Consider the following 21,667-nt stretch of genomic DNA (forward strand, 5'->3'; position numbering starts at 1 on the left):
TGGACACGCTGTACCGGCCGGGTTACCGTCTCTCAGGACCGTCGGCGCATGGGTCGCCGCAGCCGATGTCGAAGCGTTTCACCACACCTCAAGAGTCTGCCGGGAGCGCGGATGGTCACCCTCGCCGAAGTCGCCCGGCACGCCGGAGTGTCCGCCAGCACGGTCAGTTACGTCCTGAGCGGCAAGCGCTCCATCTCGGCCGTGACCCGGCAGCGGGTCCGCGAGAGCATCGACCGGCTGGGTTACCAGCCCCACGCCGGGGCCCGCGCCCTCGCCAGCAGCCGGTCCCGTGTCATCGCCCTCATGGTCCCGCTGCGGACCGACATGTACGTCCCCGTCATGATGGAGATCGCGGTCGCCGTCGCGACCACCGCGCGGACGCACGGCTACGACGTGCTCCTGCTCACCGGCGAGGAGGGCCCCTCGGCCATGCGCCGGGTCACCGGCAGCGGCCTCGCCGAGGCGACGATCCTGACGGACATCCAGCTCGACGACGAGCGGCTCCCGCTGCTGCGCGCCGCCGGACAGCCGGCCGTGCTCCTCGGGCTCCCGGCCGACCCGGCCGGACTGAGCTGCGTCGATCTGGACTTCGAGGCGGCCGGCGCGCTGTGCGTGGACCACCTGGCCGAGCTGGGCCACCGGGACGTCGCCGTCATCGGCGAGTCCCCCGGCGTCTACGCCCGCCACACGGGATTCGCCGAGCGGACCCTGCGCGGACTGCGCGGCCGCGCCGCCGCCCGCGGCCTGGGCCTGCTCCACCGGCCCTGCGAGGGCGGCCACGACGCGCTCTCCGGCACGCTCGCCCGCATCTTCGACGAACGGCCCGGCACCACCGGCTTCGTGGTGCAGAACGAGTCCGCCGTCGAGCCGCTGCTCGCGCTGCTCCGCCGCACGGGCCGGGCCGTGCCCGAGGACGTGTCGGTGGTCGCGGTCTGTCCCGACCAGCTCGCCGCCCAGGCGTCGGTGCGCCTCACCTCGGTGGCGATCCCCGCACAGGAACTGGGCCGGCGGGCCGTGGAACGCCTGGTCGCGCGACTGGACGGAACCGGCGACCACGGCGTCGAACTCCTCACGCCCGTCCTCACCGTGCGCGACAGCTCGGGCCCCGCTCCCCGTCTCACGCGGTGACGACACGCTCCTCGCCCTCGGCGAGGTCGAGCGTGGCGGAGCCGTCCGGGGTCCGCAGATCGATCCGTACGGTACGGGTCGGCCGGAGGACCGCCGTGTACGTCCCCGGGGCCCAGTCCAGATCGAGCCGCACGCCGCACCGGGTCCTGACGCCCGTCAGCCGCCCGGACGGGCAGGCGGCGGGAGGCGCGGGAAGCAGGACGAGGCGCCCGGGCGTGGACTGCACCAGGGACTCGACGAGCAGGGCCGGCAGGGCGTGGGCGGCGTCGGCGTTGTAGACGTCGCGGCCGGGATAGTGGGCGCTCATGAGCGAGTCGTGGAAGTAGTCACCCGTCAGAAGCCGCTCCAGGCACATCTGGACCCGGCCGGCGTCCCGCAGCCGGGCGGCGATCAGGGCGTGGTGCAGGTGGCCGTGGGCCGCGTCGTTCTCGCTGCCGCGCAGGTCGAGGGCGCGCCGGGCGGCCGTCGCCAGGGCCGGGGTGTCGTAGGGATTGATCTCCTCCAGCGGCCAGACGGGGTAGAGGTGGCTGAGGTGCCGGTGGTCGTAGCGGTCGTCGAGCCCGGGTCGGGCCCATTCCGCGAGCGCTCCGTCGTCGTTGACGCGCAGGGGCGCGAGCCGGTCCGCGAGGGCGCGCAGGCGGGCGGCGCGCGGACCGGGGGCGCGGTCGGCGGCGGCCAGGAGGGCGTGCCGGGCGGCGCAGACGTCCATCGTCGCGTCGACCGCGCCCCAGCTTCCGTTCGCGGGGCGGTTCTCCGGGGAGTACGAGGGGACGACGGCGATGCGCCCGTCCGGGCCGGTCCGGGTGAGGAAGTCCTCGTAGAAGTCGGCCACCTCGTCGAGCAGGGCGGTCAGACGCGGGCTGCGCACGCCGCGGCTCTCCTCCTCGTCGAGCAGGGGCTTGAGCAGCCAGTCGGCACCGGCGGTCCACAGGTGGAGGGGGTAGGCGCGGCTGAAGTGGTAGCTGTGTCCGCTTTCGCCGTCGGTGTGGGAGGGGGCGACGACGCCGCGGGCGCCGAAGACGGTCCGGGCGTTGTCGCGCCAGTCGGGCAACTGGCCCTCGATGAGCGCGGACTGTGCCGCCGTGACCTCGGGCAGGTCGGCGGGGACCGCCGAGGAGGTCTGGAGGTTGAGGTTGGCGTTGGTGGTGAAGGCGCCGGACCAGGCGGTGTTCCAGTCGCCCGTCCACAGGCCGGTCAGGCGCGGCGGGAGCATGCCGGAGGAGGAGAGGAGGTGGTAGCGGCCGGCGGCGAAGAGCCGTTCGAGCAGCGCGGGACCGGGCGGTCGGCGCAGCAGGACGGAACCGGGGAGCGCGCGTTCGGAGGGGTGCGCCGCGAGGTCGAGCGTCACGCGGCCGTAGGCGGTCGTGTGCAGGGCGGTGTGGCGGGCGAGGAGCCCGGTCCAGAGCCGTCCGCGGTCGCGGGAGCGGGCCGGGGCGCCGTCGGGCCGGCGCAGCAGTGCGCGCAGGTCGGCGACCTCCCGGGCCACGTCGAGTTCCTCGTCGTGGCGCCGTACCCGCGTGAGGGTCAGGATGTCCCGGGCGCCCTCGATCCGTACGCCCGACGTGGTGATCGAGACGCGGCCGCCCGTCGTGAGGAGCAGGACGACGCCCGTGTAGCCGTGGCGGGCGCGCGGGTAGCCGGCCCGCAGGGTGAGGACGGCGTCGTGCCCGGTCAGCGTCGCGCCCCGGCCGATCGAGAGGTCGGCGGGGACACCGGGGAGCCGGTGGTCGAGGCCGAGTTCGACGGCGGGCCCGGGGTCGGTCACGTGCTGGACGACGACGTCGTCGGCGCGGGAGACGAAGACGCGGCTGCGGCGACGGTCCTGGTCGGTGGTGACGACTCCGGTGGTGAAGTCGACGTGCCGGCGGACGGAGGCGGCGCCGGGGCGGTCGGCCGGCTCGCGCGTCAGGCGGGTCTGGAAGGCGGGGTGGAAGGCGCGCACCCAGTGGGTGGGGCGTCCGTCCGTGAAGTCCTCGGCCGCCGTGCGGTCCCCGGCGAGCAGCCGGTCCTGGAGGCATGGCAGCCGGGCTGCGAGGCGCGGGGGCCGCGCGGCCTCCGGGTCGTCGTGCGGCCGGACGAGGGTGTGGTGGGTGATGATCACGCGGTCGTCGTCCGGGTCGCCGAGGACCATGGCGCCGTGCCTGCCGTTGCCGGAGAGGAAGGCGTCCTCCCACCGCCGGGCGGCTTCCGGCTCCCATGTCCCGTGGATCACGGCGTCTCCTCGGCCAGGACCGCCACACCGTGGCGTTCCAGGCGCAGAGCGTCCCGTACGGGCGCGGCCGTGAGGAGGTCGCGGTGGCGTCCGGGCAGGGGCACGGTGACCTCGTCGCGCCGGTGGTTGAGCACGAAGAGCAGCTCGCCGCGGCGGACCGCCTCCACGCCGTCGGGCAGTCCTTCGAGAGGGGGGAGGGCCCCCGCCTCGCGCGCGACGGCCGCGAGCAGGTCGCGCAGGGCGGTGGGCTCGGGGAGCGTGGAGAGGTAGCGGGCGCGGCCGTTGCGGAGCACGGCGGGCAGGCCTTCCAGCTCACCGCCCCGGTAGGTGGCGACCGTCTCCGCGCCGGGTGCGGGGGTGAGTTCCTCCGACCAGAGCGTGCCGAGGAAGTCTCCGCAGTCGACGCGTTCGCCCTCGTCCAGCGGCCACCGTTCGTGGACGAGGTCGATGCCGAAGAGTGCACGGAGCCGGTGGTCCATGCCCCCGGGGCGGACGCGGTCGTCCTGGTCCAGGAGGCCGGTGAGGAAGCCGGAGACGACGGTGCCGCCGCCGCGTACGTAGCCGACGAGGTTGTCGACGGCCCGGTCGTCGAGGAGGGGGAGGTGCGGGACGACGACGAGCCGGTGGGCGGACAGGTCGTGGGAGGGGTGGGCGAAGGAGGTGGGGAGGTGGGCGTCCCAGAGGGCGCGGTGCCAGGCGCGCACGAGTGCGGGGTAGTCGAGGTGGACGGACGGCCCGCCGTCCTGCGATCCGGCCCACCAGGCGTCCCAGTCGTGCAGGATCGCCACGTCCGCGGTGAGGCGGGTGCCCGCCACGTGGGGACCGAGCAGGGCGAGCTCCTCGCCGATCCGGACCACCTCCTGGAAGATCCGGCCGCGCTCCCCCGCGTGGCCGAGCATGCCGGAGTGCCACTTCTCCGCTCCCTGGCGGGACTGGCGCCACTGGAAGTAGCAGACGGCGTCGGCCCCGTGGGCGACGGCCTGGAGGGTCCAGAGGCGGTTGAGGCCCGGCGGTTTGGGGTGGTTGACTCCCCGCCAGCTGACCGCGCCGGCCGCCTGCTCCATCACCATCCACGGGCCGCCGTCCGCCTGGGAGCGGGTCATGTCGCCGATCATGGCGTTGTACTGGCCGCCGTACGGGTCCTTCGGGTCGGGGTAGACGTCGACGGAGACGACGTCCTCCTCCCGGGCCCAGCGCCAGGCGTCCTGCCCGGTCCAGAACGGCATGAAGTTGGTGGTGATGGGGAGGTGCGGGGTGTGCCGGCGGACGATGTCGCGCTCGGCGACGTAGCACTCCAGGAGCATGTCGGAGGTGTAGCGGCGGAAGTCGAGCAGCTGGGCGGGGTTCTTCAGGTAGTGGGCGCGGCGCGGGGGGAGGATCTCGTTCCAGTCGTCGTAGCGCTGGCCCCAGAAGGCGGTCCCCCAGGCGTCGTTGAGCGCGTCCGTCGTGCCGTACCTGTCCTGGAGCCAGCGGCGGAAGGTGCGGGCCGCCTCGTCGCCGTGGTCGACGGTGCAGTACTCGTTGTTGATGTGCCACATGACGAGGGCGGGGTGGGTGGCGTAGCGGGCGGCGAGGTCCTCGGTGACGGCGGCGGCGTGGCGGCGGTAGACCTCGCTGGAGTGGGAGAAGTGCTGGCGGGATCCCCACCACTCGGTCCGGCCGTCGTCGTCGCGGGGCAGGGTCTCCGGGTGGAGGCGGCCCAGCCAGGGCGGGGGCGAGGAGGTGGGGGTGGCGAGCACGACGCCGATGCCGTGGTCGTGCATGAGGTCCATGAGCCGGTCGAGCCAGCCGAAGTCCCGTGCGCCGGGGCGCGGTTCGATGCGCGCCCAGGAGAAGACGCCGAGGGTGACGGAGGTGACGCCGGCCCGTTTCATCAGCCGGACGTCCTCCTGCCAGGTCTCCTCGGGCCACTGCTCGGGGTTGTAGTCGCCGCCGAAGAGGATGCGGGCCCGGTCCGGGTCCGCCGCCGCCCGGGTCACGTCGCCGAGGGCGGGCATCAGGCGATGTCTCCGTACTGGATGCCCCGGCCGTTGGTCCCGAGGTAGACGCGGCCGTACGTCCGCGGGTCGCCGGTGATCGCCTCGCCGGTCCAGCCCCACTGATGGGCGTCGTCGTTGATACGGGTCCAGCTCGCGCCCTCGTCGTCGGAGCGGAGGACGGCGACGACGCCGGTGGTGGCGCCGGTCTGGTAGATCGCCGGATAGGCGGCGCCGTCCGCCGCCTTGCCGAAGCCGAGGGCGTAGGAGGCCCGGCAGCCGGTCACCCTGGTGAAGGTGCGTCCGGCGTCGGTCGACCGGTGGAGGCCGTTCTCCTTCGCCGAGAGCCAGAGGTGGCCCCGGCGGCCGGGTGCGGCCTCGATGCGGAACTGCGTGTCTCCGGCGGGGAGTCCGCTCGCACGTGGTGTGAAGGTGAGGCCGCTGTCCGTGCTCGCGTGGACGTGTCCGGTGTCGGTGTCGTACGCGTAGAAGAGCGTCGGGTCGGTCGGGTCGGCGACCGGGGTGGCGCCCTTCGGGAAGGAGGGGACCTCGGTCCAGGTGGCGCCGTTGTCGGTGGAGCGGTGGGTCGCGTGCCGGGTGCCGTCCCAGTGCACGAAGGACCAGAGCAGGGTCCGGGCGTCGGCGCTCGTCGCGATCGGTCCGGGTGCGTCCTTGGCGATCGGGGGCTGGGTGGGGAAGGGCGCCCAGGTCCGGCCCCCGTCGGTGGAGTAGGCGCCGTTGCCCTGGTCGCCCCACCCGGTGCGGACGACGTAGGACGGCGCCCCGGATGCCTGCGCGAGGCCGGTCGCCGACCCGAACACCGGGCGTGTGGCCATGCCGCGCGAGGGGGACGCCGTGAGGCTGTCGTGGTACATGACGCCGACGTCGCCGAGCCCGCTGATCAGGCGCGCCGTCCCGACCGGCGGGGAGATCAGCCGGCGCACGGCGGACTCCTCCAGGCCGCGGACGCGGGGGGCCCAGTGGACCAGGTCCCGGGTGGCGTAGAGCGTCGCGCCGGTGCCGAAGAGCAGGTGGCGCGAGTCGTACGGGTCCAGGGCGACGGCCTGGATCCACCAGCCGAACTTCGGCGCGGCCCCGCCCCAGTTGAGATAGGGGGTTTCCGACACGTCCAGCACGGCCGTGTCCTTGAGGGACGTCCAGGTGGCGCCGCCGTCGGTGGTGCGCAGGAGGGTGTCGACCTGTGCCCAGCGGTTGTTGGTGGAGACGACGACGGTGCCGGGTCGTCGGGCGTCGACGGCGACGCCGCCGTAGCCGAAGGTGTCCGCGCCGCCGGGCCGGAGGGGGGTGACGTCGGTCCAGCGGCCGGTGACGGTGTTCAGCTTGTGCACCGAGCCGTCGGTCTGCCCGTTGGGTCCGGGGGCGTCGGCGTAGGTGACGTACAGCTCGCGGGTGGCGGCGTCGTACGCGGCGCGGATCGGGATCGCGGCGGCGGGCCCGGTGGGCCGGCCGGGCACGGGCTCCCAGCCGGTGGGGGTGGTGCGGTGGAGCGCGCCGCCGCCGTCGCCCCAGCCGGCGTAGAGCGTGCGGCCCGCGGCGACGAGGAGGGTGACGCCCTGGCCGGTGGCCGAGGGCTGTCCGGGGAAGCCGGGGGCGGGGGCCCAGGTGGCGCCGCGGTCGGTGGACCTCAGCAGGCCGTCGTGGCGGGTGCCCAGCCACAGGGTGTCGCTGTCGCGCGGGTCGACGAGGAGCCGTTCGCCGGTGCCCCGCCCGTCCTCGTTGGCGCCGAGCTTCACGGTGAGGTCGGTGCGGGCCCAGGTGGCGCCGCGGTCCTCGGAGCGCAGGACGGCTCCGTTGCCGGACCAGGACTGGCTGTAGGTGCCGACCGCGAGGTAGAGGCGGTCGGGGTGCGCGCGGTCGACGGCGACCGCCTCGACACCGAGCAGGTTCCAGTCGTCCCAGCCGAGGTGGTCGGTGAGCGGGGTCCATCGGGCGAGTGCCTCGTCCCAGCGGTAGGCGCCGCCGATGTCGGTGCGGGCGTAGGCCAGTCCGCGTACGGCGGGGTGGAAGAGCACGCCGGTGACGAAGCCGGTGCCGCCGATGGCCGCGGTGCGCCAGCGGTAGGGGGCGGCCGCGGTGGGGGAAGCGGGCGCGGCGACGGCCTCTCCCTGGGACGCCGGCAGGGCGAGGGGGAGGGCGGTGGCCGCGGCCGTGGCCGCCGCTCCGGTGAGGACGGTGCGGCGGCCGAACGGATGGGACGACGGGGTGCGCGGCATGGCGGACCTCTCGGTCGGTGGGGCGGGCAGGGAGGTACGGGAGGTGCGGTGGGCTGTCGTGCGGTCACGGGCGGCCCTCGAAGCGGCGGCCGGCCGTCGGCGGGGCGGCCGGCCTTCGGGGGGGGGGTAAGCCCGTGAAGGGACAGCCGGCTTGGCGGGGGCGGCCGGCCCGAGGCGAGGCGGTCAGCCCTTGACCGCGCCGGTGAGCATGCCCTTCTTGAAGTGCTTCTGGACGAAGGGGGAGAGCACGGCGACCGGCAGCAGGGCCAGCACCATCACGGCCATCTGGACGGCGAGTCCGGACAGCGGGCCCGCCTTGACCGCCTGGCCGAGGCCGACCGGGATCTCCTGCTTCTGCACCAGCTGGATGAGGACGTTCTGGAGCGGCATCATGCGCTGGTCGCTGAGGTAGATCGAGGCGTTGAACCAGGCGCTCCAGTAGCCCACGGCGTAGAAGAGAGTGATCACGGCGATCACGGCGCGGGAGAGAGGCATGACGACCTGCCACAGGATGCGGAAGTCCCCGGCGCCGTCGATCCGGGCGCTGTCGATGAGTTCCGGGGAGATGCCCATGAAGAAGCCGCGCAGGACGAGGATGTTGAAGACGCTCACGGCGCTCGGCAGGATCAGCGCCAGATAGGTGTCGGTCAGGCCGAGGGTCTGGACGAGCAGATAGGTGGGGATCAGCCCGGCGCCGAAGAACATGGTGGCCAGCAGGGCGAGCAGGATGAAGCGGTGGCCGAGCGAGCCCGGCCGGGAGAGTCCGTAGGCGCACAGGACGGACACCGTCATCGAGAAGAGGGTGCCGGCGACGGTCACGGCGACGCTGACCAGGGCGGCGCGGGTGACCTGGCCGCCGCTGAGCAGCTCCTGGTAGGCGATGAAGGTGATGTCCCTCGGCACGATGACCAGGCCGCCGGTCTCCGTGATCGTCTTCTTGGACGAGAGGCTGGTCACCACCACGATCCACAGCGGGAAGAGCACGGCGAGGCAGGAGAGGGTGAGCGCGGCGCCCTTGAGGGTGAGGCCGGCGCGGGTGGGCGGCTCCTCCCACACGGGGCGGTCGGGCGCGGCCCAGCGGCCGGCGCTCCGGGGCCCGCCGGCCGTGGTGGGTCGCCGCGGGGACGCGGTCCTGCCGGGTCCCGGTGCCGTCGCGGTCATTTCCGGTACACCCCCTGCTCGCCCATGAGATGGGCGGCCTTGTTGGCGGAGAGGACCAGCACGAGGCCGACGACTCCCTTGATCAGTCCGGCGGCGGCCGCGTAGCTGAAGTCCTGGCTGCGCAGTCCGGTCCACCACACGAAGGTGTCGAGGACCTCCGCCGCTCCGGGGCCGACCGCGTCGCGCTGCAGCAGCAGCTGTTCGAAGCCGACGGTGAGGGCGTCGCCCACGCGCAGCACGAGGAGCAGCGCGATGATCGGGCGGAGCGCCGGCAGCGTGACGTGCCACATCCGGCGCCACCTGCCCGCTCCGTCCATGGCGGCGGCCTCGTACAGCTCCTGGTTGACGGCGGCGAGGGCCGCGAGGAAGACGATGACGCCCCAGCCGGCGTCCTTCCATATCCCCTCGGCCGTGACGAGGAACTTGAAGATTCCCGGGTCGGTCATGAGGTCGAAGCCTTCGTAGCCGTGCCGGCGCAGGGTCTGGGCGATGATGCCGGCGCCGCCGAGGATCTGCTGGAAGACGGTGACGACGAGGACCCAGGAGAAGAAGTGGGGGAGGTAGAGCACGGACTGGACGATCGCCCGCACGCGGGGCCGCAGCACGCTGTTGACCAGCAGCGCGAGGGCGATCGGTACGGGGAAGAAGAGGACGAGCTGGAGGAGGAAGAGGACGAAGGTGTTCTCGACCGCGTGCCAGAAGTCCGGGTCGGAGAAGACGCGTTCGAACTGGTCGAAGCCGACCCAGGGGCTCTCCAGGACGGCGGTCACACCGTTGGTGGAGAGGTAGGGGTCGTAGTCCTGGAAGGCGACCACGTTGCCCAGGATCGGGATGTAGTGGAAGACCAGGACGAGCAGCAGAGCCGGGGCCGACATGAGGAGCAGGGCCCGGTCGCGCCGGAAGCGGCGGCCGAGGGGCACCTTCCCGGACGTCCCGGCCGGTCTGCCCGGCCGGGACGGCGCGGTCGCCGGCTTCCCCGTGGGGGGCCGCGGAGCGGACGCCGCCGTCCGGTCCGGGGTCGCGGTGTCGGGCGTGGTCACGGTCAGCTCGCCGCGGGGCCGTTGGTGTCGAGCAGCTCGCGGTACCAGTCGCGCAACTGGTCGCCGCCGCCGCTCTTCCACTCCGAGACGGCCTGCTGCATGTCGGAGATCTTCTTGCGGCCCCGGACGATGTCCTTCTCCAGCTGCTCGAAGTCGTTCATGAGGGCGGTCCAGCGGGAGGGTTCGGTCACCGTCATGCCGTAGAAGCTGGACTTGGTGGTGAAGGCGCCCATGCGCTGCTGCCACTCGACCATGGCCCGGGTCGCCTCGGGGGTGTCCGGGTGGGCGATGTAGGGGGCCGGGCTGCCCATGAAGAGCCAGGAGCTGGAGACCTCCTGGTTGCCCTGGTCGGTCTTGACCGGCATCCCGTCCTTCACGGTGTGGTCGACGCCCTCGACGCCGAAGTCGGTGAGCATCCGCTCCCGGGTGCCGTAGGGGGCGGCGGTGAAGTCGGCGATGGCGAGGACGTCCTCGACGAGAGCCTTGGGGCTGCCCTTGCGCACGAAGGCCCAGATGCCGGCCGGGTTGACGGCCCACAGCTTGGGGGCGCCGCCCGCGTGGCCGGGGATGTCCATGGCCTCGATGGCGAAGTCGGGGTTCTGGGCCGCCTGTTCGGCGGTCTTGGCGTACCAGTGGGAGAGGTCGTTGTTGTAGACGAGCACCTGTCCCGAGGTGAAGCGGTTACCGGCGTCACCCTGGTTCTGCGCCTTGGCGTCGGGGTGGACGACGCCCGCCTCGAAGAGTTTGCGGGTCCACTCCAGCGCTTCGAGGTACTCCTGCGTCTCGATGCGGTTGATCAGCTTGCCGTCGACGAGGTTCCAGCCGAGCGCCTTGTCGCTGCCGCTCAGGACGCCGAACATGTTGAAGGCGGTCCACGTCATGTCGTCGCAGGCCCACACCTTCGCCCTGGCGCTGGTGATCTCCTTGGCGAGCGCGAGGAACTCGTCGGCGCTCTTGGGGAGTTGCCAGCCCTTGGCGCCGAAGATGTCCTTGCGGTAGAAGGGCGCGATGTTGGTGACGTACGAGGCGGGCATCGGCAGTCCGCGCAGCTTTCCGCCGAAGATGGACCGCTGCCAGGCGTCCGTCGGGATGGCGGCGAGGTTGGGGTATGCCTTGACCTTGTCCCCGGACAGGTAGGGGCCGAGGTCCTCGAACTTGGCGTTGATGGCGCTGGGTATCTTGCCGCCGAGGTTCCAGCCGGGGACGACGACCACGTCCGGGATGTCGCTGGAGGCGAGGACGGCGCCGAGCTTCTGGTCGTAGACGTTGCCGTCCTGGTTCTGCCAGGTGGCCTTGACGCCGATGGCCTCGTTCATCGCCCGGTAGTAGGGGTTGTCGGGCGCGGGCGGGGTGCCCCAGAGCGGCGCCATGATCGTGATCGCGCTGCCCTTGCCCTTCCTGGTGGGGACGGACGCCTTGAGCCGGTCGGCGGGGATCGCCCGGGTGAAACCGGCCGCCGAGCCGTTGCGGGGGGCGATGTCGGGCGCGACGACGGTGCTCGCCACGTAGGCGGGGAGGATCTTCGCCGCGTCCTTGCCCGTGGTGGTGCCGTCCTTCCTGCCGGTCTCCGCTCCCCCGCAGGCGGTGAGCAGGGGCGCGCCGCCGGCCACCGCGACGGCGGCGACGGCGGTGGAGGCGAGGAAACCTCTCCGGCTCGGAGCGGAGCTCGCGGAGCTCGAAGAGCCCGTGGGGACGGCGTTCGGCGTCATTGCGTCAACCCTTCATGGCGCGCCGGGACACCCGGCGGCTGCGGGCCTCCGGTCGGCTGCGGTGTCTGAGGTGGAGCGGGCGGGGCGCGGGCCCTGCGGGCGCCGTCGACCCACGTGGTCGACGGCCTTGCCGACAAGCGGTGTCGAAGCGCTTCGATGTTGCTGCGAGGTTAAGTGAACGTCTCGGGCACGGCAAGAGTGGATCGGCATTTTCGTGGGCACTTCGCGGGAAGAGGCGCAGCGAAGTGTCGTACCACGTCGGTGGCATGATGCGCCCTCACGCCTTGACACGCCTTCGGGAGCGGCGGAGCATCGAAGCGCTTCGAATCACTGTCCTTCCTCTGCCAAGGGACTCGCACGTGACCGCAGAACGGCCGCTCTTCCGTGACCCTGCCCAACCCGTCGGCCGACGTGTCGACGACCTGCTCGCCCGGCTCACCCCCGCGGAACGGCTCGCGATGCTCCACCAGTTCGCGCCCGCCGTCGAACGTCTCGGACTCGCCGCGTTCCGCACCGGTCAGGAGGCCCTGCACGGCGTCGCCTGGATGGGGCCGGCCACCGTCTTCCCCCAGGCCGTGGGGCTGGGCGCCACCTGGAACCCGGACCTGGTCCGCCGGGTCGGCGAGGCCGTGTCCCGGGAGGTGCGCGCGATGCGCGCCAAGGACGACCGGGTGGGCCTCAACGTCTGGGCGCCGACGGTCAACCTCCTGCGCAACCCGCTGTGGGGACGCGGCGAGGAGGGGTACTCCGAGGACCCGGCCCTCACGTCCGCGATCGCCGTCGCGTACACGCGGGGACTGCGCGGCGACCACCCCGCCTACTGGCGCACCGCGCCCGTGCTCAAGCACTGGCTCGCCCACAACAACGAGGCCGACCGGGACACCTCCTCGGCCTCCGTGCGGCCCCGGGTGCTGCACGAATACGATCTGCGGGCGTTCCGCGGCGCCGTCGAGGCGGGAGCGGTCGCCGGGGTGATGCCGGCGTACAACCTCGTCAACGGCCGCCCGAACCACCTCTCGCCCTACCTGGCGCAGGAGCTGCGCCAGTGGACCGCGCAGCCGCTCCTCGTCTGCTCCGACGCGGGCGCGCCCTCCAACCTGGTCGACTCGCAGCGGTACTTCGGCACGCACGAGGAGGCCGTGGCCGCGTCCCTGCGCGCCGGCGTGGACTCCTTCACCGACCACGGCACCGACGCGTCGGTCGTCGTGGGCCGGCTGCGCGGCGCGCTGGAGCGGGGGCTCGTCGACCAGGACGACATCGACACGGCGGTACGGCGCCAGCTGGCGGTCCGTTTCGCGCTCGGCGAGTTCGACCCCGAGCTCGATCCCCACGCGAACGAGCGGGCCTTCGACACGGCCGGGCACCGGGCGCTGGCGAGGGAGGCCGCCGAACAGGCGGTCGTCCTGCTCTCCAACGAGCCGCGGGACGGGCACGGCCCGCTGCTGCCGCTCGCCCCCGGCGTCCGCGTCGCGGTCGTGGGCCTCCTCGCCGACGCGTGCAAACTCGACTGGTACAGCGGCTCCCTGCTGCACCGCTCGACCCCGCTGGACGGGCTGCGCGAGCGCTACGGGGCGGACCGGGTGACCTTCGCGGAGGGTGTGGACCGGATACGGCTGCGCACGGCCATCGGAGCCCGGTTGCGGGTGCCCGCGAGCGAGGCGGCCGGTGCGGAACACGCCGCCGAGGGTTCCCTGGACCCCGCGCTCCTGGCCGGCCGCACGGACCTCCCGCCGCTCACCACGGACCCGGAGGGGTCCGAACTGGCCATGGTCGACTGGGGTGGCGGCGTGCTCACCCTGCGCGCCCCGGACGGCCGCCACCTCTCCGTCGCGGAGGACGGACTGGTCCGTGCCTCCGCCGACGAGCCCGGCGGCTGGGTCGTCCGCGAGACGTTCCGGCTCGAAGGCGTGGGGGCCCAGGGGTCCCATGGGGGCGGTCACCTCCTTCGGCACCTCGCGACGGCTGGATACGTCTGTGTCGCCGCCGAGGGCGTGAAGGTTGCCGCCGACCGCGCATCCGCCGAGATCTTCACGGTCGAGACGGTCGAGCGGGGCGAGGACGCGGTGGCGGAGGCCGCCGCCGGCGCGGACGTCGTGATCGTGGTCGCCGGGAACGACCCCCACATCAACGGGCGGGAGACCGAGGACAGGACCACGCTCGCGCTCCCCGCCCACCAGGACCGGCTGTGGCGGGCCGCCCACGCCGCCAACCCGCGCACCGCCCTCGTCCTGGTCTCCTCCTACCCGTACGCGGTGCCCGAGGCCGCCGCCACCCTGCCCGCGCTGCTGTGGACCGCGCACGGCGGCCAGGCCGCGGGCAGCGCCCTCGCCCGGGTCCTGGCCGGGGACGTCTCCCCCGCCGGGCGGCTTCCCCAGACCTGGTACGCCGCCGACGCCGACCTGCCCGCGATGACGGACTACGACGTCGTCGGCGGACGCCAGACGTACCTCTACTTCGACGGCGCGCCGCTGTTCCCGTTCGGGCACGGTCTGACCTACACCTCCTTCGCCTACGACGAGCTGTCGGCCGTACTCGACGGCGAGACCGTGCGGGTCGCCTGCACCGTCACCAACGCGGGCGTCGTCGCCTCGGACGAGGTGGTCCAGGTGTACGCGCGGGTGGTGGCGCCGTCGGTGCCGCGCCCGCACCGCGAGCTGGTCGCCCACCGCCGGGTCGGCCTCGCCCCCGGCGCGTCCGCCGCCCTGTCGTTCGCGTTCCCGCTGCGGGAGCTGGGCTTCTGGGACGTGGCGCACGGCCGGTGGACGGTGGAGCCGGGGCCGTACGCGATCGAGGCGGGCCCCTCCAGCGCCGACCCGCGCCGCTCGGTCCCCCTGGAGGTCGGCGGCGTGGCGGCGGGCCCGCGGCCCGTACGGGAGCGGGGTCTCGAAGCCGTCGACTACGACGAGCAGTCCGGCACGGTGATCGTCGACCGGACGAGGACCTCCGGGGACGCCGTGACCCCGGACGGCCCGCACGGCGAGGGCGAACTCCTCTTCTGGGGTTGCGACTTCGGCGACGGCGTGACCGACGTCGCCGTCGAGGCCGCGGGCGAGGGCAGCGTCGAGCTCTCGCTGCTGGGCGGCCCCGTGCTCGCCCGGATCGACGTGCCCGCGACGGGCGGGCCGTACGCCTACACGACGCTCGGCGCTCCGCTGCGCCTGCGGGACGTGGCGGACCTCCGCGTCAGGCTGCGCGGGCCGGTCCGGCTCGCGCACGTCGGTTTCCACGTCTGAGGGTCCGGAGGGACCGACGAGCGGGGCCCGGCACCGATGCCTTCCGGTGCCGGGCCCTTCCGTCGGCCTCACGGGGCGACCGGGACCTCCCCGCCGCCCAGCAGGCGTACCGCGTAGGGCCGCTCCGTGCCGCTCGCCGTCGCCCTGACCTCGTCGCCGGTCCGTGTCACGTGGTACGCCGCGGCCGGGCGGCCCTGGTGGTCGGGGACCGTGACCGTGCGGTCCACCGGGCCCGGGGTCACCAGCAGGGTCAGACCGTCGAGCCAGTCCCCGTCGGGCCGTTCCTCGTCGGCGCCCAACGGCAGGGCGGTGCCCGGGCGGATGTACACGGGCAGGCTGTCGTCGTCGTGGACCTCCAGGCGCCAGCCGGGGCCGGTGACCGTCTCGCCCGTGAGGAGGTGGGTCCACTCCCCCGCCGGCAGGTACACCTCCACCTCTCCCCCGGCGGAGAAGACGGGCGCGACCAGCAGGTCGGGGCCCAGCATGTACTGGCGGTCCAGTGTCCGGCAGGCAGGATCGTCCGGGAACTCCAGCAGCATCGGCCGCATCACGGGCACGCCCGTGTCCCGGGCCTCGACCGCCGCCCCGTAGAGGTACGGCATGAGCCGGTGCTTGAGCCGGGTGAACCGCCGGGCCACCTCGACGGCCCGCTCGCCGAACTCCCACGGCACCCGGTAGGAGTCGCTGCCGTGCAGCCTGCTGTGCGAGGAGAGCAGGCCGAAGGCGAGCCAGCGCGTGAAGACGTCCGGGGACGGGGTCCCCTCGAAGCCGCCGATGTCGTGGCTCCAGAAGCCGAAGCCGCTCAGGGACAGCGACAGGCCGCCGCGCAGCGACTCGGCCATGGCCTCGAAGGACGCCCAGCAGTCGCCGCCCCAGTGGACGGGGAACCGCTGCCCGCCCACGGTCGCCGAGCGGGCGAAGAGGACGGCCTCGCCCGGGCCGCGCTCCTTCTCCAGGAGCTCGAAGACGGTCTGGTTGTAGAGCTGGGTGTAGTAGTTGTGCATCCGCTCGGGGTCGGAGCCGTCGTGCCAGACCACGTCCGTCGGCACGCGTTCCCCGAAGTCGGTCTTGAAACAGTCGACGCCCTGGTCGAGGAGGGGCCGGAGGCGGTCCTGGAACCAGGTGCGGGCCGCGGGGTCGGTGAAGTCGACCAGCGCCATGCCGGGCTGCCACAGGTCCCACTGCCAGACGTCGCCGTTCGGCCGCTTCACCAGGTGGCCGCCCGCCATGCCCTCGGCGAAGAGGGCGGACTTCTGCGCGATGTAGGGGTTGATCCACATGCCGATCCGCAGCCCCCGCTCCTTGAGCCGGGCGAGCATGCCGGCCGGGTCCGGGAAGGTGTCGGGGTCCCAGCGGAAGTCCGACCACTGGTAGGCGCGCATCCAGAAGCAGTCGAAGTGGAAGACCGAGAGCGGGATGCCCCGGTCGGCCATGCCGTCGACGAAGGAGGTGACGGTCGCCTCGTCGTAGGGGGTGGTGAAGGAGGTGGTCAGCCACAGGCCGAAGGACCAGGGTGGCGGCAGGGCGGGGCGGCCGGTCAGGGCGGTGTAGCGGGCGAGCACCTCCTTCGGCGTGGGGCCGGCCACGACGTAGTACTCCAGGCTCTGGTCCTCGACGCTGAACTGCACCTGGCCGACGGATTCGGAACCGACCTCGAAGGAGACCCGGCCGGGGTGGTTGACGAAGACGCCGTAGCCGCGCGAGGAGAGGTAGAAGGGAATGTTCTTGTAGGCCTGCTCGCTGCTGGTTCCCCCGTCCGCCTGCCAGATGTCGACGCTCTGGCCGTTCTTGACGAAGGGGGTGAACCGCTCGCCCAGGCCGTAGACGTTCTCGCCGACGGCCAGGGCGAGCTGGACGGCCATGTGGTGCGCCCCGTCACCGGTCGTGACGAAGGCGGTGCCCTTGCCTCCGGACGAGGTGAGGACGCGTCCGTCGGCGTCGGTGAACTCCAGGGCCCACGGCTGCGAACGGTCCAGGCGCAGCCGCAGCGGGCCGCTGGTCAGCTCGGTGAGGGGGCCGTCGGTGCGGACGCTCGCCCCTCCGGGGGACTCCCCGGGCAGCTCGAAGTCGGGGCCGCGGCGGGCCCGGCCGGCGTGGTGGGTGACGCGTACGCCGATGACGCCTTCGGCGGGCGAGAAGCACTCCACGGTCAGGAGCGCCGAGTTCAGGGTGTCGCCGCGGGTGCGGACCCGCTTGACGGAGGCGTAGGCCGTGAAGCGGTCGGCGCTCGGACGCAGATCGCGGACTTCGGTGGCGTACGAGGCCTGAACGCCCTCGCGCATCAGCCAGAAGCCGTCGGTGAACTTCATCGTGGTCCTCGGGGTGGTCTCGGGCGGCGGTCGCGCGCGATGCCCTATTAGTTATGACAGAAAACAAATCCCCTGACCAGACCCGGTCGCCTCCTTTCGCGCCCGCGCGCGCGAGGGCACGACCCCCACCGCAGCAAGCGCTTTCTAAAAGTCCTGCGCGAAGCATTGACGAAACATCACCGCCCCCCTAGCTTCATCGCATTGCACTTCGTACGTCATATATGAGACGCGATACACGAGATCTGAGAGTGCGTCATGGCCTTCGCCCCCAGCCCCATACCGTCCCGCACCCAGTTCGTCCTGGAGGCGATCAAACACGACATACTCACCGGCGGACTGAGTCCCGGCCAGGCCCTGGTGGAGACCGAGCTCGCCGCCCGTTTCGGGGTGTCGAAGACCCCGGTGCGCGAGGCGCTCAAGACGCTCGCAGGCAGCGGACTCGTCGTGATGAGCCAGTACAAGGGCGCCACCGTCCGCATGGTCGACGCGGACATGGCCCGCGAGGTCTACGACGTCCGGCTGCTCCTGGAGCCCGAGGCGGTGCGGCGCACCGTCGCCGCCGGCGCCCCGCTCGACGCGGCCCAGGACGCGCTGCGCAGGGCCGCCACCGCCCCGGACCCCGCCGAACGCTCCCTGGCGAACAGGGACTTCCACCGCGCGCTCTACCTTCCGTGCGGCAATCCGCTGCTCGGCCGGATGCTCGACGAGGTCCGCGACCAGGCGGCCCTGGTGTCCACCGTGGCGTGGGCCGCCGTGCCCTCCTGGGAGCGCGAGGCCGCCGAGCACGAGGAGATCCTGCGTCTGGCCACCACCGGTGACGTCGCCGGGGCGGGCCGGGCCGTCCACGCCCACATCGCCTCCTTCGTCGAGCGCGCCTTCCCCCAGGACAGCGAGTGACCATGACGTTCGAGACCTTGAAGACCGCCCTCGCCGATGTCGTGGCCATCCCTGTCACCCCCTTCACCGAGGAGGGGGCCCTCGACACCGAGGCGCACCGGGTGCTGCTGCACCGGCTCCTGGACGGCGGGGTGCGCACCCTCACCCCCAACGGCAACACCGGCGAGTTCTACGCCCTGACCCCCGAGGAACGCCGCCGGGTCACGGAGCTGACCGTCGCCGAGGCGGGCGACCGGGCTGTGGTCCTCGTCGGCGTCGGCCACGACGTCCCGACGGCGATCGAGGCCGCCCGGCACGCCCGGGACACCGGCGCACAGATGCTGATGGTGCACCAGCCCGTCCATCCGTACGTCTCCGAGGCGGGTTGGGTCGACTACCACCGGGCCATCGCCGAGGCCGTGCCGGGACTCGGGATCGTCCCGTACCTCCGCAACCCGCTGCTGAGCGGCGCCCGGCTCGCCGAGCTGGCCGACGCCTGCCCCAACGTCATCGGTGTGAAGTACGCCGTCGCGGACGCCGCGCGCTTCGCCGCCTTCGCCCGGGACGCGGGCCTCGACCGCTTCGTCTGGGTGGCGGGTCTCGCCGAGCCCTACGCCCCCTCGTACTTCGCGAGCGGCGCCACCGGCTTCACCTCCGGCCTGGTGAACGTCTCCCCCTCCCTCTCGCTCGAGATGCTCCACGCGCTGCGGGCGGGCGACTACGCGGCCGCGATGAAGGTGTGGGAGCAGATCCGCCGGTTCGAGGAGCTGCGTGCCGCCAACGGCAGCGCGGACAACGTCACGGTCGTCAAGGAGGCCCTCGCCTCACTCGGTCTGTGCCGGCGCGACATCCGGCCGCCGAGCCGGGAGCTGCCCGCTTCCGCGCGGGCCGAGGTCGCCGCGATAGCCGCCGGGTGGCCGGTATGAGCCGCCGCCCGGAGGAGCTGCGCAGCCACCAGTGGTACGGCACGGACGGGCTGCGCTCCTTCAGCCACCGCGCCCGCACCCGCCAGCTCGGCTACCTCCCCGAGGAGCACCTGGGCAAGCCGGTCGTCGCGATCCTCAACACCTGGTCGGACATCAACCCCTGCCACGTCCATCTGCGCGACCGCGCGCAAGCCGTGAAGCGGGGTGTCTGGCAGGCCGGCGGCTTCCCGTTGGAGTTCCCGGTCTCCACGCTCTCGGAGACGTTCCAGAAGCCGACGCCGATGCTGTACCGCAATCTGCTCGCGATGGAGACCGAGGAGCTGCTGCGTTCCTATCCGGTCGACGGGGCGGTGCTGCTCGGCGGGTGCGACAAGTCGACCCCGGCCCTGCTGATGGGTGCCGCCTCGGTGGACCTGCCGACGGTCTTCGTGCCCGCCGGGCCGATGCTGCCGGGGCACTGGCGGGGCGAGACGCTCGGCTCCGGCACGGACATGTGGAAGTACTGGGACGACAAGCGCGCGGGCCTGATCGGTGACTGCGAGATGGCCGAACTGGAGAACGGTCTGGCGCGCTCCCCCGGACACTGCATGACCATGGGGACGGCCTCCACCCTCACGGCGGCGGCCGAGACGCTGGGGGTGACGGTGCCGGGCGCGTCCTCGATCCCGGCGGTCGACTCGGGCCACGACCGGATGGCGGCCGCCTCGGGGATGCGGATCGTCGAGCTCGTCCGTGAGGACCTGCGGCTGTCGCGGATCCTGACCCGGGAGGCGTACGAGGACGCGGTGGCCGCGGTCCTGGCGCTGGGCGGCTCGACGAACGCGGTGATCCACCTGATCGCCATGGCCGGCCGTTCGGGGGTCCGGCTGACCCTGGACGACTTCGACCGCATCGCCCGGACGGTCCCGGTGCTCGCCAACCTCCGTCCCGGCGGCAAGCACCTGATGGAGGACTTCCACTTCGCCGGGGGGATGCCCGGCTTCCTCTCCCGCCTCACCGACCTGCTCCACCTCGACCGGCCGACGGTCTCGCACGCCACCCTGCGCGAGCAGCTCGCCGGTGCGCTGGTGCACGACGACGACGTGATCCGCCCGCGGGACCGGCCGCTCGCGGACGAGGGCGGGGTGGCGGTGCTCCGGGGCAACCTCTGTCCGGACGGTGCCGTCATCAAGCACATCGCCGCCGAGCCGCACCTGTGGAAGCACACCGGTCCGGCGGTCGTCTTCGACGACTACCGCACCATGCAGCGGACCATCGACGACCCCGCCCTGGGGATCACCGCGGACCACGTGCTGGTGCTGCGGGGCGCGGGGCCCAAGGGAGGCCCGGGCATGCCGGAGTACGGCATGCTGCCGATCCCCCGGCACCTGCTGGAGCAGGGCGTGCGGGACATGGTCCGGATCTCCGACGCCCGTATGAGCGGCACGAGTTACGGCACGTGCGTGCTGCACGTGGCTCCCGAGTCGCATGTCGGCGGGCCGCTGGCCCTGGTCCGTACCGGTGACACGATCACCCTCGACGTCGAGGCACGCTCCCTCCACCTGGAGGTCTCGGAGGAGCAGCTGGCGCGCCGGAGGGAGGAGTGGTCGCCGCCCCCGGTCCGCTACGAACGCGGCTACGGAGCGCTGTACAACGAGCAGATCACCCAGGCCGACACGGGGTGCGACTTCGAGTTCCTGGCACGGCCGGGCACGACTCCGGATCCCTACGCGGGCTGACCCGTACGCGGGCCGACGGCCCGCACCGCCGCCCGGGCTCCACGGGCCCGTACCGACGCCGTCGCCCGAGCTCCTCGGGGCCGTACCGGCGTCGCCGACCGGCCCCGAGGGCCCCCGACCGAGCCGCCCACGGGCCACCCGACCCCCAGTTCCCCTGTTCGCGATCTCGAACACCGTCCGCGAAGCGCTTCGCGCCCGAGAACGGAGCCGCCGTCATGGCCACAGCCGTGACCCCGCCGCCCAAGGCACCCAGCCGCCGCCGCACCGGAGCGGCGCCCCGCCGCCTGCCGTATTTGCTCATCGCCCCCGCCGGACTGCTGATGCTGGGCTTCATCGCCTATCCGGTCATCAGCGTCTTCTACTACAGCCTTCAGCACTACAACCCCACCAAGCCCTGGCGTAACGGCTTCGCCGGGTTCGACAACTTCACCCGCATCTTCACCGACGACCCCCACTTCTGGGGGACGCTGAGCTTCAGTGTGAAGTGGGTCCTCGTCGAGGTGACCCTCCAGCTGCTGTTCGGCCTGGCGCTCGCGCTGATCGTCAACCAGACCTTCGCGGGCCGCGCGCTCGGCCGGGCCCTGGTCTTCTCGCCCTGGGCCGTCTCGGGCGTCCTGACCTCCGCGATCTGGGTGCTGCTCTACAACTCCCAGACGGGCATCACCCGTTACCTCGCGGACATGGGCATCGGGGAGTACGGCACGTCCTGGCTGTCCGACACGGCGACCGTCTTCCCCGCTGTGGTCGTCGCCGACCTGTGGCGCGGGGTGCCGTTCTTCGCGATCCTCATCCTCGCCGATCTCCAGTCCGTACCCAAGGACCTGTACGAGGCGGCCGAGGTGGACGGAGCGGGCCGGCTGCGGCAGTTCCTCCACATCACCCTGCCCCACCTCAAGGACGCGATCATCCTCTCCACCCTGCTGCGCGCGGTGTGGGAGTTCAACAACGTGGACCTGCTCTACACCCTCACCGGCGGCGGTCCGGCCGGCGAGACGACCACCCTCCCGCTGTACATCGCCAACACCAGTGTCGACGCGCACAACTTCGGTTACGCCTCCGCGCTCACCACGGTGGCGTTCGTGATCCTTCTCTTCTGCTCGATGGTCTATCTGCGCCTGAGCAAGTTCGGAGGCGAGAGCAAGTGA

The 21,667-nt window shown here is 72.8% G+C and carries 13 protein-coding genes; 6 read left to right on the forward strand and 7 right to left on the reverse strand.

What is annotated here, in order from left to right; translation table 11 throughout:
* Positions 1-111: 111 nt before the first annotated feature.
* Positions 112-1,128 (forward strand): LacI family DNA-binding transcriptional regulator, encoded by a 1,017-nt coding sequence (locus ACZ68P_RS21675; protein ID WP_471008491.1) that lies wholly within the window; start codon positions 112-114, stop codon positions 1,126-1,128.
* Here ACZ68P_RS21675 and ACZ68P_RS21680 read toward each other — a convergent pair.
* From ACZ68P_RS21680 to ACZ68P_RS21705, 6 genes are all read right to left on the reverse strand, one after another.
* On the reverse strand, positions 1,118-3,340 hold the full coding sequence (locus ACZ68P_RS21680; protein WP_471008493.1) for a glycosyl hydrolase family 95 catalytic domain-containing protein: 2,223 nt from the start codon (positions 3,338-3,340) through the stop codon (positions 1,118-1,120). The two genes, ACZ68P_RS21675 and ACZ68P_RS21680, sit on opposite strands and share 11 nt — an antisense overlap.
* Entirely contained in the window at positions 3,337-5,337 is a 2,001-nt protein-coding gene (locus tag ACZ68P_RS21685; RefSeq protein ID WP_471008496.1) for a beta-galactosidase, read from the reverse strand. Before ACZ68P_RS21685 ends, ACZ68P_RS21680 begins: the two co-directional genes overlap by 4 nt.
* A complete protein-coding gene (locus tag ACZ68P_RS21690) occupies positions 5,337-7,550 on the reverse strand; it encodes a 1,4-beta-glucanase (RefSeq protein ID WP_471008498.1) in 2,214 nt (737 codons plus the stop codon). Before ACZ68P_RS21690 ends, ACZ68P_RS21685 begins: the two co-directional genes overlap by 1 nt.
* Positions 7,551-7,733: 183 nt before the next feature.
* Positions 7,734-8,711, reverse strand: a complete 978-nt coding sequence (locus ACZ68P_RS21695) for a carbohydrate ABC transporter permease (protein WP_471008500.1) — start codon at positions 8,709-8,711, stop codon at positions 7,734-7,736.
* On the reverse strand, positions 8,708-9,751 hold the full coding sequence (locus tag ACZ68P_RS21700; protein WP_471008503.1) for an ABC transporter permease: 1,044 nt from the start codon (positions 9,749-9,751) through the stop codon (positions 8,708-8,710). The genes ACZ68P_RS21695 and ACZ68P_RS21700 overlap by 4 nt, the downstream gene beginning before the upstream one ends.
* Before the next feature lie 2 nt (positions 9,752-9,753).
* Entirely contained in the window at positions 9,754-11,460 is a 1,707-nt protein-coding gene (locus tag ACZ68P_RS21705) for an extracellular solute-binding protein (RefSeq protein ID WP_471008506.1), read from the reverse strand.
* A 359-nt stretch (positions 11,461-11,819) separates the two neighbouring features.
* Between ACZ68P_RS21705 and ACZ68P_RS21710 the strand changes: the two genes are divergently transcribed.
* Positions 11,820-14,693: a glycoside hydrolase family 3 C-terminal domain-containing protein gene (locus ACZ68P_RS21710; RefSeq protein WP_471008508.1), complete on the forward strand. Its 2,874-nt coding sequence runs from the start codon at positions 11,820-11,822 to the stop codon at positions 14,691-14,693.
* Positions 14,694-14,761: 68 nt separating this feature from the next.
* Here the strand turns inward: ACZ68P_RS21710 and yicI are convergent, their stop codons facing one another.
* Positions 14,762-17,002 carry an alpha-xylosidase gene (gene yicI / locus ACZ68P_RS21715; RefSeq protein WP_471008511.1) on the reverse strand — a complete coding sequence of 747 codons (2,241 nt, stop codon included), beginning with the start codon at positions 17,000-17,002 and terminating at the stop codon, positions 14,762-14,764.
* 255 nt (positions 17,003-17,257) lie between these two features.
* On the opposite strand from yicI, the gene ACZ68P_RS21720 reads away from it, so the two are divergent.
* From ACZ68P_RS21720 to ACZ68P_RS21735, 4 genes are all read left to right on the forward strand, one after another.
* Entirely contained in the window at positions 17,258-17,899 is a 642-nt protein-coding gene (locus tag ACZ68P_RS21720; protein ID WP_365714148.1) for a GntR family transcriptional regulator, read from the forward strand.
* The gene (locus ACZ68P_RS21725; protein WP_471008513.1) at positions 17,896-18,804 is read left to right on the forward strand and encodes a dihydrodipicolinate synthase family protein; all 909 of its coding nucleotides are present in this window, start codon (positions 17,896-17,898) and stop codon (positions 18,802-18,804) included. The genes ACZ68P_RS21720 and ACZ68P_RS21725 overlap by 4 nt, the downstream gene beginning before the upstream one ends.
* The gene (gene araD / locus ACZ68P_RS21730; RefSeq protein WP_471008515.1) at positions 18,801-20,522 is read left to right on the forward strand and encodes an L-arabinonate dehydratase; all 1,722 of its coding nucleotides are present in this window, start codon (positions 18,801-18,803) and stop codon (positions 20,520-20,522) included. The genes ACZ68P_RS21725 and araD overlap by 4 nt, the downstream gene beginning before the upstream one ends.
* 215 nt (positions 20,523-20,737) lie before the next feature.
* Entirely contained in the window at positions 20,738-21,667 is a 930-nt protein-coding gene (locus tag ACZ68P_RS21735) for a carbohydrate ABC transporter permease (protein WP_471008517.1), read from the forward strand.

The sequence above is a fragment of the Streptomyces sp. NPDC036822 genome (assembly GCF_055609145.1).

What these genes read in the sequence shown, in the direction of transcription:
- ACZ68P_RS21675 (WP_471008491.1), top strand. Translation starts at nt 112, where the DNA reads ATGGTCACCCTCGCCGAAGTCGCCCGGCACGCCGGAGTGTCCGCCAGC.
- ACZ68P_RS21685 (WP_471008496.1), bottom strand. Translation starts at nt 5,337, where the DNA reads ATGCCCGCCCTCGGCGACGTGACCCGGGCGGCGGCGGACCCGGACCGG.
- ACZ68P_RS21690 (WP_471008498.1), bottom strand. Translation starts at nt 7,550, where the DNA reads ATGCCGCGCACCCCGTCGTCCCATCCGTTCGGCCGCCGCACCGTCCTC.
- ACZ68P_RS21695 (WP_471008500.1), bottom strand. Translation starts at nt 8,711, where the DNA reads ATGACCGCGACGGCACCGGGACCCGGCAGGACCGCGTCCCCGCGGCGA.
- ACZ68P_RS21705 (WP_471008506.1), bottom strand. Translation starts at nt 11,460, where the DNA reads ATGACGCCGAACGCCGTCCCCACGGGCTCTTCGAGCTCCGCGAGCTCC.
- yicI (WP_471008511.1), bottom strand. Translation starts at nt 17,002, where the DNA reads ATGAAGTTCACCGACGGCTTCTGGCTGATGCGCGAGGGCGTTCAGGCC.
- ACZ68P_RS21720 (WP_365714148.1), top strand. Translation starts at nt 17,258, where the DNA reads ATGGCCTTCGCCCCCAGCCCCATACCGTCCCGCACCCAGTTCGTCCTG.
- araD (WP_471008515.1), top strand. Translation starts at nt 18,801, where the DNA reads ATGAGCCGCCGCCCGGAGGAGCTGCGCAGCCACCAGTGGTACGGCACG.
- ACZ68P_RS21735 (WP_471008517.1), top strand. Translation starts at nt 20,738, where the DNA reads ATGGCCACAGCCGTGACCCCGCCGCCCAAGGCACCCAGCCGCCGCCGC.